This is a genomic window from Sorangium sp. So ce887, from assembly GCF_051521455.1.
GTDB lineage: Bacteria > Myxococcota_A > Polyangia > Polyangiales > Polyangiaceae > Sorangium.
This window is the reverse complement of sequence record NZ_CP150354.1, coordinates 11,964,146-11,981,084: the sequence shown is the minus strand read 5'-3', so window position 1 is coordinate 11,981,084 and position 16,939 is coordinate 11,964,146. Positions and strand designations below refer to the sequence as shown.

The 16,939-nt window shown below is 70.2% G+C and carries 9 protein-coding genes; all 9 read right to left on the bottom strand.

Features of this window, described 5'->3' with window-relative positions:
- Window positions 1–12: 12 nt before the first annotated feature.
- The 9 genes from WMF36_RS44855 to WMF36_RS44815 all read right to left on the bottom strand — a co-directional run bounded on the left by WMF36_RS44855 (window position 13) and on the right by WMF36_RS44815 (window position 16,803).
- Entirely contained in the window at window positions 13–3,249 is a 3,237-nt protein-coding gene (locus WMF36_RS44855; RefSeq protein WP_437576995.1) for an efflux RND transporter permease subunit, read from the bottom strand.
- Window positions 3,250–3,265: 16 nt separating this feature from the next.
- A complete protein-coding gene (locus tag WMF36_RS44850) occupies window positions 3,266–4,654 on the bottom strand; it encodes an efflux RND transporter periplasmic adaptor subunit (protein WP_437576994.1) in 1,389 nt (462 codons plus the stop codon).
- Window positions 4,651–5,913, bottom strand: coding sequence for a TolC family protein (locus WMF36_RS44845; RefSeq protein ID WP_437576993.1), 1,263 nt, complete (start codon window positions 5,911–5,913; stop codon window positions 4,651–4,653). Before WMF36_RS44845 ends, WMF36_RS44850 begins: the two co-directional genes overlap by 4 nt.
- Before the next feature lie 164 nt (window positions 5,914–6,077).
- On the bottom strand, window positions 6,078–6,467 hold the full coding sequence (locus WMF36_RS44840) for a hypothetical protein (protein ID WP_437576992.1): 390 nt from the start codon (window positions 6,465–6,467) through the stop codon (window positions 6,078–6,080).
- Between the two features lie 389 nt (window positions 6,468–6,856).
- The gene (locus WMF36_RS44835) at window positions 6,857–7,015 is read right to left on the bottom strand and encodes a hypothetical protein (RefSeq protein WP_437576991.1); all 159 of its coding nucleotides are present in this window, start codon (window positions 7,013–7,015) and stop codon (window positions 6,857–6,859) included.
- A 54-nt stretch (window positions 7,016–7,069) separates the two neighbouring features.
- Entirely contained in the window at window positions 7,070–7,345 is a 276-nt protein-coding gene (locus WMF36_RS44830; protein WP_437576990.1) for a DUF7716 domain-containing protein, read from the bottom strand.
- Window position 7,346: 1 nt separating this feature from the next.
- Window positions 7,347–9,359, bottom strand: coding sequence for an RHS repeat-associated core domain-containing protein (locus WMF36_RS44825; RefSeq protein WP_437576989.1), 2,013 nt, complete (start codon window positions 9,357–9,359; stop codon window positions 7,347–7,349).
- A gap of 318 nt (window positions 9,360–9,677) precedes the next feature.
- Complete coding sequence (locus WMF36_RS44820; RefSeq protein WP_437576988.1) at window positions 9,678–10,055, bottom strand: hypothetical protein; 378 nt, start codon at window positions 10,053–10,055, stop codon at window positions 9,678–9,680.
- 1 nt (window position 10,056) lies between these two features.
- Window positions 10,057–16,803 carry an RHS repeat-associated core domain-containing protein gene (locus WMF36_RS44815; protein WP_437576987.1) on the bottom strand — a complete coding sequence of 2,249 codons (6,747 nt, stop codon included), beginning with the start codon at window positions 16,801–16,803 and terminating at the stop codon, window positions 10,057–10,059.
- Between the last annotated feature and the right edge of the window lie 136 nt (window positions 16,804–16,939).

The window sequence follows — 16,939 nt, the reverse complement described above, 5'->3', positions numbered from 1 at the left end:
CGCGCGGTCCTCTCATCCCGCCGAGCCCGTCCCCGCATCCGCGGGCTCCCCCGGGGCGCCCGGCGCTCCCTGGCGGTGCGTCAGCCGGTAGAGGACCGGCAGGACGACCAGCGTGAGCGTGGTGGAGGAGAGGATCCCGCCGATGACGACCGTCGCCAGCGGGCGCTGCACCTCGGAGCCGGTGCCGGTGGCGAGCGCCATCGGGACGAAGCCGAGCGCCGCGACGAGCGCCGTCATGAGCACGGGGCGGAGCCGCGCGATCGAGCCGTGGAGCACCGCGTCGTCGAGCGCCTCGCCGCGCTGCCGCAGGTTCTCGATGAACGTCACCATCACGAGCCCGTTCAGCACGGCGACGCCCGAGAGCGCGATGAAGCCCACGGCCGCCGAGATCGAGATCGGGAGCCCGCGGCCCCACAGCGCGAGGATGCCGCCGGTGAGCGCCAGCGGGACGCCGGTGAAGATCAGGGCGGCGTTCCTGAGCGTCCCGACGGAGAGGAAGAGCAGGCCGAAGATCAGCCCGAGCGCCAGCGGGACCACCACGGCAAGGCGCCGCTCGGCGGCGAGCAGGTTCTCGAACTGGCCGCCCCAGGACATCCAGTAGCCCGGCGGGAGCTTGATCTCGGCGTCGATCCGCTCCTCGGCGTCGGCGACGAAGCCGCCGAGGTCGCGGCCGCGCACGTTGCACTGGACGACGACGCGGCGCTTGCCGCTCTCCCGGCTGACCTGGTTGGGGCCCTCTTCCACGCGGAGGCTCGCCACCGCGCCGAGCGGCACGAACGCCGCCCGGCCGGGCGCCCGCGCCGACGCGGCGAGGGTCGGACCGCTCGGGCCGGGCGCGTGCGCCTGCTTGCCCCGGAGCGGGATCGGGAGGCGCTCGAGCGCCCCGATGTCGCGGCGGATGACGTCGGGGAGCCGGAGCACGAGATCGAAGCGCTTGTCGCCCTCGAAGACCTCGCCGGCGCTCACGCCGCCGATCGCGGCCTCGACGACCGCCTGCACGTCGGCGACGTTGAGCCCGTAGCGCGCCACCATGCGCCGATCCACGTCGATGGTCAGCACCGGCAACCCCGTGACCTGCTCCACCTTCACGTCCGCCGCGCCCGGCGTCGCCCGCAGGAGGGCGCCGATCTTGCTCGCCTCTTTCAGCATCACCTCGAGGTCGTCGCCGAAGACCTTGATCGCGACGTCGCTCCGCACGCCGCTGATGAGCTCGTTGAACCGGAGCTCGATCGGCTGGCTGAACTCGTAGTTTTGCCCCGGCAGCTCCCGGATCACCTCCTCGATGGCCCCGGCGAGCTCCTCCTGCGTCGCCGCCTTCGTCCATCCGCTCCGGGGCCTCAGCATCAGGTAGGTGTCGGAGACGTTCGGGCCCATCGGATCGGTCGCGACCTCGGCCGTGCCGGTGCGGGCGAAGATGTGCTCGATCTCGTCCGGGAACCGCTCCTTGAGCAAGCGCTCGAGCTGCGCCTGCATCGCCACGCTCGTCGTGAGGCTGATCGAGGGGATGCGGGCCGGCTGGAGCGCGAGCGCGCCCTCGCTCAGCCTGGGCGCGAACTCGCGGCCGAGCCCCGCAGCGACCAGGCCCGAGGCGACGAGGACGACGCCGGCGGCGGCGACGACGAACGGCTTGTGGGACAGCGCCCAGGCGAGCACCCGGCCGTAGGCGCGCTTCGCGTGGTGGAAGAGGAAGTTCTCCTGCTCCGACACCCGGCCCGTGAGGAGCAACGCCACGAGCGCCGGGACGAACGTCATCGACAGGATCGTCGCCCCCGCGAGCGCCAGGACGACGGTCTGCGCCATGGGCCGGAACATCTTCCCCTCGATGCCCGTCAGCGTGAGGATGGGCAGGTAGACGATCGCGATGATGAGCTCACCGAAGATCGTCGCCTGGCGGACCTCCTGGGACGCGTCGTAGGCGAGGCCGAGCCGCTCGTCCCGGGTGAGCGTGCGCCCGAGCCGGCGCTGCTCCTCGGCGAAGCGCCGCACGCAGTTCTCGACGATGATCACCGAGCCGTCGACGATGAGCCCGAAGTCGATGGCGCCGAGGCTCATCAGGTTGCCGCTGATCTTGCCCTCGACCATGCCGGTGACGGCGATCAGCATCGAGAACGGGATCGCCAGCGCGGCGATCAGCGCGGCCCGGAGGTTCCCGAGCAGGAGAAAGAGCACCACGACGACCAGCGCGGCCCCTTCGAGCAGGCTGTCTCGCACGGTGCTCAGGGTGGCGTCGACGAGGTAGGTGCGGTCGTAGATGGTCTTGACCGTCACGCCCTCGGGCAGTGACTTGTTGACCGCCTTCATCTGCTCGTCCACGCGCCTGGAGACGGCGCGTCCGTTCTCCCCGACGAGCATGATGGCCGTGCCGATGACCGCTTCCTCGCCGTCCTCGGTCGCCGCCCCCGTGCGCAGCTCCCGGCCGACGCCGACCTCGGCGATGTCCTCGATCCGGATCGGCACCTCGCCGTGGTCGCCGACGATGATGCCCCGGATGTCGTCCTCGCTCTGCACGAGGCCCGTGGCGCGGACGAGGTACTGCTCGCCCTTGTGCTCGATGTACCCGCCGCCCGCGTTGGCGTTGTTGGCCGCGAGCGCCTCGAGCACATCGCGGAACGAGAGCCCGTAGCCGACGAGCTTCGCCGGGTCCGGCGAGACCTGGTAGAGCCGCTCATAGCCGCCGATCGAGTTGACCTCGGTGACCCCTGGCACGGTCCGGATCTGGGGCCGCACGATCCAGTCCTGGATCGTGCGTAGATCGGTCAGGTCGTACGGCTGCCCGTCGGGCCGCCGGGCGTCCGGCGCGGCCTCGAGCGTCCACATGTAGATCTCGCCGAGGCCGGTCGCGATCGGGCCGAGCTGCGGCTCGCCGAGCCCCGGCGGCAGGCTCTCCTTCGCGGCGCCGAGGCGCTCGGCCACGAGCTGCCTGGCCCAGTAGATGTCGGTGTCGTCCTCGAAGATCACCGTCACCTGGGAGAGCCCGTAGCGGGAGAGCGAGCGCACCTGCTGGACGCCCGGGATCCCGCCCATGGCCCACTCGATGGGAAAGGTGATCTGACGCTCGACCTCCACGGGGGAGAGCGCCTTCACCGAGGTGTTGATCTGCACCTGGACGTTGGTGATGTCCGGGACCGCGTCGATCGGCAGGCGCGTGAAGTTGTAGGCCCCGAGCGCGCCGACCGCGATCGTGAGGGCGACGACGAGGAAGCGATGGCGCACCGAGAGCGCAAGGAGCCGTGAGAGCAAGGTGAGCATGGGGCCGGCGCGCTCCTCAGTGCTGGTGGCCGGCTTCGGACTTGCCGAGCTCCGCCTTGAGAATGAAGCTGTTCTTGCCCGCGTAGCGCTCGCCGGCGGCGACCCCCGCCAGGATCTCGACGACCGGCGCGTGTTCGACGCTCGGGGCTCCGGGTCGCCTGTCGGCGCCCTTCGCCCCGAACCCCGGCGGGCTCATGCCCCGGCGTCCGACCTTCACCGGGCGGACCTCGAAGCCGCCGCCCTCCTCGACGAAGACGGCTTCCCTGCCCTCGATCCGCTGGATGGCCTCGTCCGAGACGACCACCGGCGCGGCCACCTCCTCGACGGCGATGTCGGCGGTGGCGAAGAGCCCGGGGCGCCAGGCTGCGCCCGGGCTCTGGAGGACGACGCGGGCCACGGCGGAGCGGTTCTGCTCGTCGACGACCTGCCCCAGGTACGCCAGCGTGCCCTGCGCGGCGTGCTCGATCCCCTCGGCCTTGACCCAGGCCGTCTGGCCGACCTGCACGCGGCTGAGATCCTTGGCGTAGACGGTGACGTTGACCCAGATCGTGGACAGGTCGGCGATGACGAAGACCTGGGTGTCCTCCTTGAGGACCTCGCCGATGGCGATGTGCTTCTCGATGATGGTGCCGTCCATCGGGGCGACCAGCGCGTAGCCGGTGCCCCGGGTCGCGCCGGAGCCTGCGGTGGCGTTGAGCTTCTGGGCGGCGCTCCGGTGCTCGATCCGCGCCTCGGCGACCGCCTGCTTGGCCGCCAGGTACTCCTTTTCGGCCGAGATTCGCTCCTTCCAGAGCGCCTCGTGACGCGTGAAGCTCGCCTCGGCGAGGGAGAGGCGCTCCTTGGCCGCCAGGAGCTCGCGCTGGAGCTCGGCCAGCTCGCGGCTGTCGAGCACGGCGAGCACCTCTCCGCGCTTCACCCTGTCGCCGAGCTGCTTCTTCACCTCCCGCGCCGTCCCCGGCACCCGCGGCGTGACGTGCGCGATGGCCTCGGCGTTGAGCGCCACCTCGCCGGGCAGCGTGACCGTCACGGCGACCTTGCCCGGTCCGGCGGTGAGGATCTCCAGCCCGGCGTTCTGGATCATCGCGGGCGAGAGCTCGACCCTGCCGCTGCCGTGGGCGCGCGCTTCCCCGGCCTCGTGCGCGTGCTCCTTGCCCTCATCGTGCGCGTGCTCCTTGCCCTCGTCGTGCGCGTGCTCCTTGCCCTCGTCGTGCGCGTGCGCTCTCTCGCCCTTGCCGTGGTGGTGCCCGTCCTCGTCGCCGTGGCCGGCCTCGGGGTCGTGCCCGTGGCGTCGATGCTCGATGAGCACCGTGAGGGCGACGGCCGCGACGACGAGCGCCAGCACCGCGGCAGCGATCACGGCGAGGGCCTTCGGCGAGAGCTCGATCTTCCGCCGGGGAGCGCTCATCGGAGCCCCCTCCCCGCCGCGACCAGGAGCTCGATCTTGGCCGCCGCATGGGCGTGCTCGGCTTCCAGCAGCGCCGCCTCGGTCTCGATGACCTCGCGGCGCACCAGGAGGACGCTCGCGAGATCCTTCTCGCCGAGCTCGTACCCTCGCGCCGAGATCGCGGCCGCCTGCTCCATGAGGGTGGCGGTCGGTGCGAGGGCCTGGAGGGCCTCCTTCGTCGCCCGGTAGCGCGCGTACAGCTGGTGAATCTGGCCCACGGCGCCGGCCCGCGCGGCGTCGGCGCGCGCCCGGGCGACATCGATCTCCGCGGCGGCCGTCGCGGCGCCGGCCCGGTTGGCGTTGAGGATCGGTAGCGGGACCGCGAGGCCGAGCATGCCGATGTTCGCGCCGTCGTCGTGCTCGACCTGGGCGATGACGCTGACGGTCGGCCACCTGGCCGAGCGCTCTCGCTCCGCCTTGGCGCGCGCGGCACCGACCGTCGCCTCGGCGGCGCCGACATCGGGGCGCCGCTCGACCTCGCCGAGGCTCGACGCGAGCGCCGGCGGCTCGCCGGGAGGCACGAGCGGCCCCTCCACCGGGAGGCTCTGCGCTCCCGGCGAGGTGAGGCCGAGCAGGGCGAGGAGCGCGGCCCTGTCGGCGTCCCGCGTGCCTTCCGCCGCCTTCGCCGCTGCGACGTCGCGTCCTTTCTGGAGCAGCGCCAGGGCGACGTCGACCTCCGGCACCTCGCCCGCCCTGCGCTGGCGCTCCGCCGCGGCGTGGAGCCGCTCTGCGAGGGCGACGCGCGCGCGGGCGAGCTGCACGTGCCGCTCGTCCCGGAGCACGAGGGCGTGCTGGAGCAGGGCGGCGAGCAGGACGCGGCGCCGGCCGTCTTCTGCGTGGATCTCGGCGGCGCGCTGCTCGGCCTTCGCCGCGGTGATGCGCCCGCCTCGTTGACCGCCGAGCTCGATCGGCCACTCGAGGGACGCCTCGGCGGCGGCCGGCTTGCTCCCGTCGGGGTTGAGCCGGACGCCGCCCATCCCGGTGAGCACGGGGTTCTCGAGCGAGAGCACGCCGGCCGCCGAGGTCGCGGCGCGGGCGACGCCGGCCTCGGCCGTGGCCACGCGCGCGCTCGGCGCTGCGCGGGCGAGGTCGGCGACGCGGGCGCGGGTGAGGGGCGGCTCCGCGGCGTACACCGCCGCAGGCGCGAGCAGCAGGAGGAGCAGGAGGCAAAGGGCGATCGAGGAGGCGACGAACGGACGGCGCACGCAGGGACGGAGCATGGACGGGCAGCCCTCGAGCGCGTGGAGCGCTCGCGCGAAGAACCGCGGTTGTGCCCGGTCAGGATCGCGCGAGGGGGCCGAGCGCGGGGCGGCGTGGCGCGGGGGCGCTCACGCGCCCGAGCGCGGCTGCCGTGCTCGTGGATGCGATGCCTGACGCGGGCGCCTCAAGCGCGCGGGCGTCGGGGTGGCCGTTCGAGGCGGCAGGTGGGGCAGCGCCCTGGCATTTCCGGCGGCGTCGATGCGGCGATCTCGTACGCCTCGAGGAGGTGGTAGGGCAGCACCTCCTCCAGGGACAGCGTCATGGGGATGCGGCCACAAGCGCAGTCGTTGCAGCTGGGCGGACAGTCGTCGTGCGAGCTGTCCGGATGCCCGTCATCCGCGTCATGGGCGGAGGACGACTCGAGCATCGGGTGCTCGCAAGCGATCGCCACGCCGAGCGCCTGGAGGGTATGTCCCTGGGCCAGGAGGCCGACGACGAGGAACACCGAGAGCGCGGCGCAGATCCAGCGAAGGATGGCGCTGCGGTTACGGTGGGGTCGCCGGACGCGGAACATCCGCCACGAGGGTGGAGGAGGATGGGACGACCGTCAAGGAGGGCCCGCGCGCAGCCGCTTGCCGGGCCCGTGCGCTCTTTCGGTCAACTTCCAGAGCAAGAACGCGATCTCCCGCCCGTTGATTTTCTTCGGCGACGCTCTCGGAAGCGGGCTTGCCGCCGCGCGACCGCACATCGGTCCTTGAAGCTGCTCGCGTACCGCACGTCAACTTCACCACGAGGGCGGCGGCGCGCCCTGTTGCGGAGGAGAGCGGCGAGCCCATCACGGCGACTCAGCAGCCGTGGAGCCCCATCGGCCTGGGTTGCAGCAGTTTCATGCTCGGGGCCACGAGGGTCGCGACCTCCGTGCTTTGGCCCAGGGCAAGGGATCCGTCGGATGCGCAGCGCTGCTCAGACGCCTCGGACGCCGCCCTCGGCCCCCTGGGAATCTTCTGCGGCTTCATAGCTCAGCGTCATTCCTCGGCCGAGCGCGTCGGTCGACGAGATCAGCTCGCCGAAGCCGTCGTTCGTCGAGACGGGCGGAGACGGCCACCAGTCGTCCCGGCGCATCCTTCTCGACCACAGTCACGTGATCCAGCGCATCGGTGACCTCGACGCAAGCGTCTATGCATCGTATGTTGCGTAATGAATGATCCGCTCGCACTTTTCGTTGAGCGAAGCCTCTGGACGACTGCGGAACTCTTCGAGGATCTGTCGAATAGTATCAACCTCAAGGAAGTACTCATAGCCGAGGGCCCTTGCTTCGTCGGGAACGCGGTAGTCCTCGGTAAGCCGAAAGACACTCGCTTCTGAGTCAGGGCGCCATTCCGGCTTCACGCAGATCACGTCCTCACGATCCATCTGATCGATCTTGTCGATCAGGTCCAGTAGCTTCGCCATGTTAGAATTCCTTTCCCCAGAGAAAGAACCCGCCTCGGCTTTCGGGATGCATGAGTTCGCAGAAGCCGCTTCCCGCCGTGTGCTGCCCACGCGGGACCAGCTGTAGCACACCAGGACTCTCGGGCACGTGGTGCCATGTCCAACCAGACGGAGAGAGGCCCTGGGCGGCACCGGAAGCAGAAGCGGGCACTTCGATACTCAACCCTCGCATGGCCTGGGTCAGCTCCGGGCTCGCCCGCATATCGGCGAGGAGCGCTTCGTTTGCTGCCTTGAAGTGCGCCGGTCGAGTGCCGGCGCCGAACTTGGGGATGGTTGTCTCGTATGCGACCGAGTACGCCCGCACTCCCCCGCCTGCCACTCCCGCCGCCGCCCTCTCCGCCGCCGCCCCCAACCCTCTTCCCGTGCCGAAGACGGTGGCCGCCGCGAGGATCACCGACTTTGTCCCCGCCGCGCCCGCTGCCCGGTAGTCGCCCCGGTCGATCGCGAGCGCCGTGTCCGCGGCGCCCTGCCCGATGTGGAAGAGCGGGTTCACGGCGTTGAGCGCGCCGAGGAGCCCGTCCTGCTCGTAGCCCTGCCAGAGCGCGCCGCCGAGCTCGTATCCGCCGTAGATCCCGAACGTCAGCGCATTGAGCACCAGCGACCGCGCGATGCCGAAGCCGAGGTCGCCCGTGCCCTCCGCGGCGCCCAGCAAGGTCTGGCCCACGACGGTGCCCGGGCCGCCGGCGCCGGCGTGCTCCGGCGAGACGGTCACCGGCTGCGGCACGTAGCCCGACGAGGTGCCGGTCGTGCCCACGTCGACAGGCGCCGTCGTCGCGCCGACCTCCGCGGCCTCCGGGGCCTTCGCAGGCTCGCGAGAGCGCCACGGGGGCGGAGGGCCGATGATGCTGACCTGATCTCGATACCGGGAGGGAGTGGCTCCGTCATCCCCGAGCACCCCTGGAGCTAGGGACACCACAGGCGCTTGGAGCTCTTCCTGGAACCCGCTCGGATCCACGTAGCTCAGCGGGCGATGGCTCACGTAGCTGTACGGGTTCCAGCTCTGACCGAAGAGCGGTGCCCGCACGATCGGATCGGTCGTCAAGAACCGACCGATCCCGGGGTCAAACATCCTCCCCTTCATGTTGACGAGGCCGAGCTCCTCGTCGCCCTCGTGCCCTGTGAACCCCCGCGTCGTCTCGCTGGAGAACGACGCCGGCACGGGCTCCCCCCACACCGGGTCTCCCCGCTGGCCGAACGGATCGTAGCTCCGCCGCTCGAGCACGGCGCCGTCCTCGCCGGTGAGCGCGTCGACCGAGCCGAGGTGGTCGACGTGGACGTAGCGCGTGCCATCCCCGGCGCCTCCTCGGGTCACGATGGCCACCAGCCGCTCCGGGGAGTGGACGTGGTACCGGTGCTCGGCGCTTCCCGTCGCCGCGTCAGTGACCCGCTCGTACAGATCGCCGAAGTAGAGCGTCTCCTGGTCCGGCGTGGTCTTGCGGATCCGCTGCTGGTCGCCGTCGTAGGCGAACGAGACGGTGCTCGCGCCCTGCGTGATGGTCGCCGGCAGGTCGAACGGCGTGTAGCGCACCGTCACGCCGCCCGGACGCGCGATCTGGTTGCCGACGGCGTCGTAGCTGAAGCGGTCCGTGCCTGCGCCGGTGACGGCGTGCGGGTGCAGCGGGTCGTCGTAGGAGAGCGTGCCGACATCCGACTTGAAGGTGAGATTGCCGTCGGGCGCGACCTCGTAGCGGAGCGCGCACGGCACCGACGCGCTGTCGGTGGCGCTGAAGTACGCGCAGGTCAGCCGCTCGAGCGCGTCATGGCGGAAGCGCTCGGTCCGGTGCGTCGGCTGGAGCGCATCGGTCCGGAGCGTGAGGCTCCGCCGCGCGTCATAGTCGTACGACAGGTCTTGCACCTCGGCCGTGCCGCGCCGGGTGACGAGGCTTTCCAGGCGTTGCTTGTCGGCGAAGTAGCTCCGCTCCGTGACGGCGCCGTTGCCGAACGCCTCCTCGCGGAAGCGTCCCGCGTCGTCCACATCCGGTCAGGCGCCAGTAGGCGGAGCGCGTCGCGGCGTCGCGCACGGCGAGCACGTGGCCATGCGCGTCGTGCTCGTGAGCCACGACGAACGGCGCCGCGCCGGCCGGCGTGGGGTAGGTGATCGTCTCGACGCGGCCGAGCTCGTCATAGTCGAGCCTGCTCTCCAGGGCCGCGCGCTCCCCGCCGATGCGGAGCGTCACCGTCTCGAGCTTGCCATGCGTCATATACCGTTGTTCAATCCGCGCAGGTGCCCGCCCATGATGCATCTCCGGAGCCTAATCTGGTCGAGGGGTGTCCTCTCACAGCCCGGGAAGCCTCATTGGTCAAGGTCAGCGAAATCGTCGACGAAGCGTTCCTGGGAGTACATCGCTCGCCAACCACCGCTGCCCATGTACCAGCCGGACAGCTCGCCAAGTCCTTCCTGCGTCAGATCGACTTCTTTCCCGCTGCTGGTCACGAATTTTACCCGAAGGATCCCTTGATCGATTGCCTGTAAAAGACAGAAAATCGTCTCATCGATGGCGTCTGGAATCACCACGTCTGGTGACGTGCCATGTTTTCTGGCCTCTGCCCATCTCTTTGCAACTGGCGATCTGGTGTCGGGGCGAAGCATGCTGTCGCAGTTGCGTACCGCTGAGTCTCTGACTTGGCGTACTAAAGTTTTAGCAAACTCTTCGATTTCAGGATTCGACATTTTAGCCTCCCCAGGGGACGCGAGTCGGCCTGGCGACCCCGGCCTCTTGTAGCGCCTTGACTGCTGTGTTTACGGCGGACTGTGCCACGTCTGGCGCCATTCCGCCACGCACGAGCGCGTTTGTTTCTATGGTTCTTACCGTCTCCCACGTCAACGGAGCACCGGTTCGCGCGAAGGCCCTGTAGCCAGTCATTTGTGCGCCGGTTACCGCGCTGTGTGACACGCCGAGTCGAGTCAGTTCCGCATTTGGAATTGCCAGCGCCGCATTCGCGTCATACCCAGGTGCTCCTGCGAACGCGTTCTTGGCCGGAACATGGTGCCCACCACCAGGGCCTCCGTATGGCCGCAGCGCCGCTCCCCTTGCGGCTCCTGCTACCGCCGACTCCTCCGCCGCCGCCCCAAGGCCCCTCCCCATCCCGAAGACGGTGGCCGCCGCGAGGATCACCGACCTCGTCCCCGCCGCGCCCGCTGCCCGGTAGTCGCCTCGGTCGATCGCGAGCGCCGTGTCCGCCGCGCCCTGCCCGATGTGGAAGAGCGGGTTCACGGCGTTGAGCGCGCCGAGGATCCCGTCCTGCTCGTAGCCCTGCCAGAGCGCGCCGCCCAGTTCGTATCCGCCGTAGATCCCGAACGTCAGCGCATTGAGCACCAGCGACCGTGCGATGCCGAAGCCGAGGTCGCCCGTGCCCTCCGCGGCGCCCAGCAAGGTCTGGCCCACGATGGTGCCCGGGCCACCGGCGCCGGCGTGCTCCGGCGAGACGGTCACCGGCTGCGGCACGTAGCCCGACGAAGTTCCGGTCGTGCCCACGTCGACAGGCGCCGTCGTCGCGCCGACCTCCGCGGCCTCGATCGGCTTTTCCTGGCGCTGCTTCCCCTCCCGCGGCTGGTAGCGGATATCTACGAGGTTTTCGCGCTTGTGCTCCTTCGAGTAGATCGGCAGGAGCGGCGGCGGCTCCGGCTCTCCCTGAAACCCGCTCGGATCCACGTAGTTGAGCGGGCTGTTGCGCACATAGCTGTACGGGTTCCAGCTCTGACCAGAGAGCGGCGCTTGCACGATCGGATCGGTCGTCAAGAACCGCCCGATCCTCGGATCAAACATCCTCCCCTTCATGTTGACGAGCCCGAGCTCGTCATCGCCCTCGTGCCCGGTAAACCCCCGCGTCGTCTCGCTGGAGAACGACGCCGGCACGGGCTCCCCCCACACCGGGTCTCTCCGCCGGCCGAACGGATCGTAGCTCCGCCGCTCGACGACGGCGCCGTCCTCGCCGGTGAGCGCATCGACCGAGCCGAGGTGGTCGACGTGCACGTAGCGCGTGCCTTCGCCTGTGCCTCCTCGGGTCACGATCGCCACAAGCCGCTCCGGCGAGTGGACGTGGTACCGATGCTCGGCGCTTCCCGTCGCCGCGTCTGTGACCCGCTCGTACAGATCGCCGAAGTAGAGCGTCTCCTCGTCCGGCGTGGTCTTGCGGATCCGTTGCTGGTCGCCGTCGTAGGCGAACGAGACGGTGCTCGCGCCCTGCGTGATCGTCGCCGGCAGGTCGAACGGCGTGTAGCGCACCGTCACGCCGCCCGGACGCGCGATCTGGTTGCCGACGGCGTCGTAGCTGAAGCGGTCCGTGCCTGCGCCGGTGACGGCGTGCGGGTGCAGCGGGTCGTCGTAGGAGAGCGTGCCGACGTCGGACTTGAAGGTGAGATTGCCATCGGGCGCGACCTCGTAGCGGAGCGCGCACGGCACCGACGCGCTCTCGGTCTCGCTGAAGTACGCGCAGGTCAGCCGATCGAGCGCGTCATGGCGGAAGCGCTCGGTCCGATGCTGTGGCTGCAGCGCATCGGTCCGGAGCGTGAGGCTCAGCCGCGCGTCGTAGTCGTACGACAGGTCTTGCACCTCGCCCGTGCCGCGCCGGGTGACGAGGCTCTCCAGGCGTTGCTTGTCGGCGAAGTAGCTCCGCTCCGTGACGGTGCCGTTGCCGAACGCCTCCTCGCGGAAGCGTCCCGCGTCGTCCACATCGGTCAGGCGCCAGTAGGGGGAGCGCGTCGCGGCGTCGCGTACCGCGAGCACGTGGCCATGAGCGTCGCGGTCGTGAGCCACGACGAACGGCGCCGCGCCGGCCGGCGTGGGGTACGTGATCGTCGCGATGCGACCCAGGTCGTCATAGTCGAGCCTGCTCTCCAGGGGCGCGCCCTCCCCGTCGATGCGGAGCGTCACCGTCTCGAGCTTGCTCTCCTCGTTGTAGGTGTACGTCTTTGCTCCGTCTGGGCTCTCGAGCGCCTCGAGCTTGCCGATGCCGTGGGCCGCCGTATCCCACGTCCACGTGGTCGTCCGCTGCTCGGTGCCATCCTCGTCCAGGCGCGAGGTGGTGCGGCCGAGCGCGTCGTAGCTGAGCGTCATCACCCGCCCGAGCGCGTCCGTCGAAGTGACGAGCTCCCCGAAGCCATCGTTCGTGGACACCGTCGTGCCCCGATCCGGATCCTCGCGTTTGCGGACGCGGCCGAACGCGTCGTGGGTCGTGGTCGTAACCGCGCCGCCCGGATCGGTGACGGCGTGCAGCGCGCCGAATGGACCGTACCCATAACGCGTGACGCCCAGCGCCGCGTCGGTGACGGCCACCGGCCGTCCCAGCGGGTCCTTCTCGACCGCGGTCACGTGACCGAGCGCATCGGTGACCTCGACGCGCAAGGCGTCGTAGTCGGTCTCCACGACCGCGTTCCACGGCGTCGTGTGCCGCACCTCGCGCCCCGCCGCGTCGTGCTCGTAGGCGTCGACCAGGAGCTCGTCTTCCGGCGTCCCCTCGCGAGCCGGCACCGAGCGCCGCGCGATGTGCTCACCACGCGCGTCGTACGCGATCTCTTGCATCAAGCGCGGAAGCTCGTCCCTGGTGCCCTCCACGGAAGGTCCGTGCCACAACCACCGGATCGGACGGCCCAGGCTGTCGTATTCGACCGTATCGTCGACGCCGCCGGGCGTCGTGGTCCGCTGCGTCACGCGCCAACCGTCCTGGTCCGAGCCGCCGTCCTTTGTGCGCGACAGCTCGATCGTCGTCTGCGTCCCATCGGGCCGAATCTCGAGCCCGAGGCGGCCGAAGCCGTCGTATCTCCACTCGGTCACGAGCCCGTTCGGATCGACCCGCTCGACGAGCACGCCGAGCCCCTCATCGAGCTCCACGCGCGTGGTATGGCCGGCCGCGTTGACGTGCGTCTCGGGGAAGATCCCCTCGGGGTCGTACGTCGTGCTCCACGCCCGGTGGTGGCCAAACGCGTCGTCGACCGTCACCCCCGTGACGTTCCCGAAGTCGTCCCGCGTGTACACGACATCGAGCTTCGTATCCGGGATGCCTTCGTCGCTGTCCGTGGACTCGGTGTCAATCTCGCCATAGTCCGTCGTCGTGCGCGTGAGCAGGCGACACTGCGAGCGCCCCGCGGCCGCGCTGCACGCCTGCTCCGTCGCCAGCTGGCCGAGCACCCAGCGCTCTGTGTCGTTCTTGTAGGTGCGCGTGATGTCGAGCGTCAGGTCGACATCGCGGGTCGACACCTCCTCGGTGATCACATTGCCGAACGCATCGAACTCGGTCACCCTCGCGACCGAATCGCGCAGCAGCGTCGCGCCGCCTCCGCCGCGGTCGACCAGCTCGACGTACGCCTCCACGGTGGGCGCCGCGCCGCTCTCCGGCGGATAGACCCCTTGCGCCTGCCGGATCCGGCGCTCGGTCGGGAGCGTGAAATAGCTCGCGCCCTCGCTCGTCGGAACGAGCGTCCGCTCGACGTCGAGGAACGAGAGCTCGATCCGGTCCGGCCTCGGCTGGCCCGGCAGCCCCGGAGCCCAGCGCCGTTGCTGCTTCACCTGCCCGGCGAACGGGAAGACCTCGAGCTCCTCGTCGAACGTGACATTGTCGTACCGCTCGGCCGTCCCGGCGCGGGTGTCGAGATCGATGACCACACGCTCCCCGAACCCCAGAAACCCCCGCCCGAGGCGGTGGTAGCGCCCGTCGCGGTAGCGCACCTCGAAGCGCCGCGGCCGGTCCGCGCCGTTGTTGACGGCGTAGCCGCTGACGACCCGCCGAGGCCCCACCGCGCAGCGGCGGGGGTAAGCGCAGTCGTTCGCCGCGTCGTCGCGAGAGAGGTAGAGCATGCCCTCCCGCTCCGGATCTCCCGCGGCGGTGTCGTTCGTGACCGAAGCGTCGGTGAGGTGGCCATACGCGACGCTCACGTTCGGCACGAAGCCCGCCTCGGTCGGCTCGTGCGCGTTCATCCCGTCGGACACGGCGACGAGGAGGTCCTGATCGGCCGCGCGGCTCTGGAAGATCGTGAATACGCCGTCGATCGGCAGCACCACATCCTGGGCCCCGTCGCCGTTGATGTCCCCGACCCTCGGCCCGTGCGGCTCGGCCAAGGTGACGGCCTCCCCGACCGCCGCCTCGAACGGGATCTTCGGATCGACGAGCGCGAACGTCGGCCCGTCGCGCGCGCCCGTGGCCTGCAGGATGGCCCAGGACGGCAGCGCGAGGGATGAGCCCGGCAGCATGCCCGGCGGCACCGGCATCAGCAAATCCTGCATTCCATCGTTGTTGTAGTCCAGGGGTGTCGCGAGCTGGAAGAACGTGTCCTGTGCGCCGAGCTCCGCCGGGTCAAGGGCGAGGCTGTCACCGAGGTCCTCCGGGTCAAGGCTCACGATGAAGCCCACCTGGCCGAGGCTCTCGACCCCCGGCGTGGCGAAGGTCGCCCCCGTGTTGAGGTACGTGCGGAGCCCGTGGTAGCTGAAGCCGGATTGCACGGCGTCGGGCAAGCCGTCGCCGTTCACGTCGAGAAATACGACGCGCCCCCCGATCTGAGGGAGCTTTGTGTCGAATACTTCCCAGCTCCCGTCGTGCCGGCGGGTGAGCGCGGCCCACGTCGACGCGGGGAGCATCGCGCCATCGCTGAACGTCAGCACGGTCGCCACGACGAGATCGACCTGGCTGTCCGCGTTGAGGTCGAGCGTCTGGATCTCCATCTCGCAGGGAAACCCGTTGAGCGGCTCGAGCGACTCCCCCGCGCGGTCGAACCCCGCCGGCGTCCCGTCGCGCTCGGGCTTCCAGCGGTGGACGAGCCACGTCGCCTCGAAGGGGTTCAGGGTCAGCTCGCGGCTGTGATCATCACACTGGATCAGATCGGGCACGCCGTCGCCGTCCACGTCGGCGAGGTGCATCGCGCCCTCGGGCAGGCTCAATCCCGGCGGCGTGGGACGGACGCCGAGCGGGAACGGCCGCCGGATACCGGTATCGTGGACCTCGAAGGTGCGGTCCGGCCGGGCCAGGAGCACATGCCAGGTGTCGGTGGCGTCGTGAACGTCGTGCAGCAGGATATCTGTCCTGCCATCCTGGTTGTAATCGATACTCGTCCCGAGCTCGGGCTGAAGGAAAGCCGGATCCGCGGCCTCGAACGAAGGATCGACAACGGGCCAGTCCTCGAAGAGCGCCAGGGTCGCGGGCTCCGGGTACGGCACCGCCGCGCCCGGCCCTCGATTGCGCGCGACGAGCCAGCCGGTGATGGGGTTTCGGGGCGTGCTCAGCCCCGCGACCGTGTCCGGGAGCACGAGGTCGTCGAGCCCGTCGCCGTCGATGTCGAGGAGCATCGGGCTCGCCTTTTTCGAGGTCGGCCTGGCGACGTCCGTCGCGATCTGCTGAAACCCCACCTCGCCACGGCTGTACTGAAATCGCGTGGGGGGCTTGCACACGCCGTCGCCCGCGCATTCCTCGACTTCGGTCAGGAGCGTCCGCCGCGTCGTTTCGCTCACCTCGTACGTGAACCCGTAGCGCCGCACAAGCGTGTTGTCCGGCCCGAGCATCTGGATCTCGTCGAGGCGCAGCGCGCTCTGGAGATCCATGCCGCCGGCGTAATGCGCCCGGACCTCGGCCGGCTCCTTCGTCGCATACACAAACCGCACTGCCCGCGAGGGCTCGATCTCCGGCTCGCCCTCGAAGCTCGTGTACCGGATCTCATCGAGCGCGTACTCCGCCGTGAAGCCCTCCTCGGCGTTGGCGAGGCAGTAGTCGTACGTCATGGCATTGCCGCGCCCGTCGCGCGCCCTGGTGGCGAGCCACGCGCGCGGGGCGCCGCCCAGCGCCAGCGGCTTGCCGCTGTCGCCGCTGCCGTACTCGATGACGAGCCCGGACGGCATCATCGCCTCGAAGAACAGCGCCTCCGCGGGCGCGTCCCCTTCCGCAGCGTAGTGCCCGACCACCTTGACCCTCGTGTCGGGAAACGTCCTGTACTCGATGGTCCCGGGCGCTCGCTTCACCGCGACAAGTCGCTTGTTGTCGAGGCAGAGCGCGTCCTCCTCATCGTACCGGACGCCGCGGATCTCCCCGTCTTGGGCCAGGCTTTTCGGACACCGCGTGATCGCCGACAGCCCGGCGATGGAGAACCCCGCCCCGAGGGCGCCTTCGCCGGCGGCGCTGTCGAATTGGAGCGCGAGCCGCGGCTCCACCCCCGCGCGTCCCGGGACCGAGACGAGCGGCATGACGTACGTCGCCTCTCCCGTGCTCGTGATCGAGAACGTCCCCGCCATGGCGCCGGCAGCGACGGTCTTGACCCCCGGTGCGCGACCGGCCCTTGGCGGGTCGCTCGGATCGCGCGTCCGGCAGGCGATGGTGCTGTGAGGACGAACCGGCGGCAGCTCCGGTGTACACGTACACCCCGCCTCCGCCAGCACGCAGCTCAAGAACATCAAGAGCGGGACCAACGCCCGCACGACACCTCGCAGCAACAGCGCCATCGCGGCCTCCCCTCGCGGGAAGGAGCGCATGGAGCTGTCGCGCACGTCAAGCGCCGTCCGGACACCTGCGTTCGGCGGAGATGCGGTCTTTCTGGGGTGGGAGGCTTCGAGCAGCTCATCGGCCTGCGCCCCTTGG

Coding starts and splice junctions, on each gene's coding strand:
- WMF36_RS44855 (WP_437576995.1), bottom strand. CDS start 3,249: ATGCTCACCTTGCTCTCACGGCTCCTTGCGCTCTCGGTGCGCCATCGC.
- WMF36_RS44850 (WP_437576994.1), bottom strand. CDS start 4,654: ATGAGCGCTCCCCGGCGGAAGATCGAGCTCTCGCCGAAGGCCCTCGCC.
- WMF36_RS44845 (WP_437576993.1), bottom strand. CDS start 5,913: ATGCTCCGTCCCTGCGTGCGCCGTCCGTTCGTCGCCTCCTCGATCGCC.
- WMF36_RS44840 (WP_437576992.1), bottom strand. CDS start 6,467: ATGTTCCGCGTCCGGCGACCCCACCGTAACCGCAGCGCCATCCTTCGC.
- WMF36_RS44835 (WP_437576991.1), bottom strand. CDS start 7,015: ATGCGCCGGGACGACTGGTGGCCGTCTCCGCCCGTCTCGACGAACGAC.
- WMF36_RS44830 (WP_437576990.1), bottom strand. CDS start 7,345: ATGGCGAAGCTACTGGACCTGATCGACAAGATCGATCAGATGGATCGT.
- WMF36_RS44820 (WP_437576988.1), bottom strand. CDS start 10,055: ATGTCGAATCCTGAAATCGAAGAGTTTGCTAAAACTTTAGTACGCCAA.
- WMF36_RS44815 (WP_437576987.1), bottom strand. CDS start 16,803: ATGGCGCTGTTGCTGCGAGGTGTCGTGCGGGCGTTGGTCCCGCTCTTG.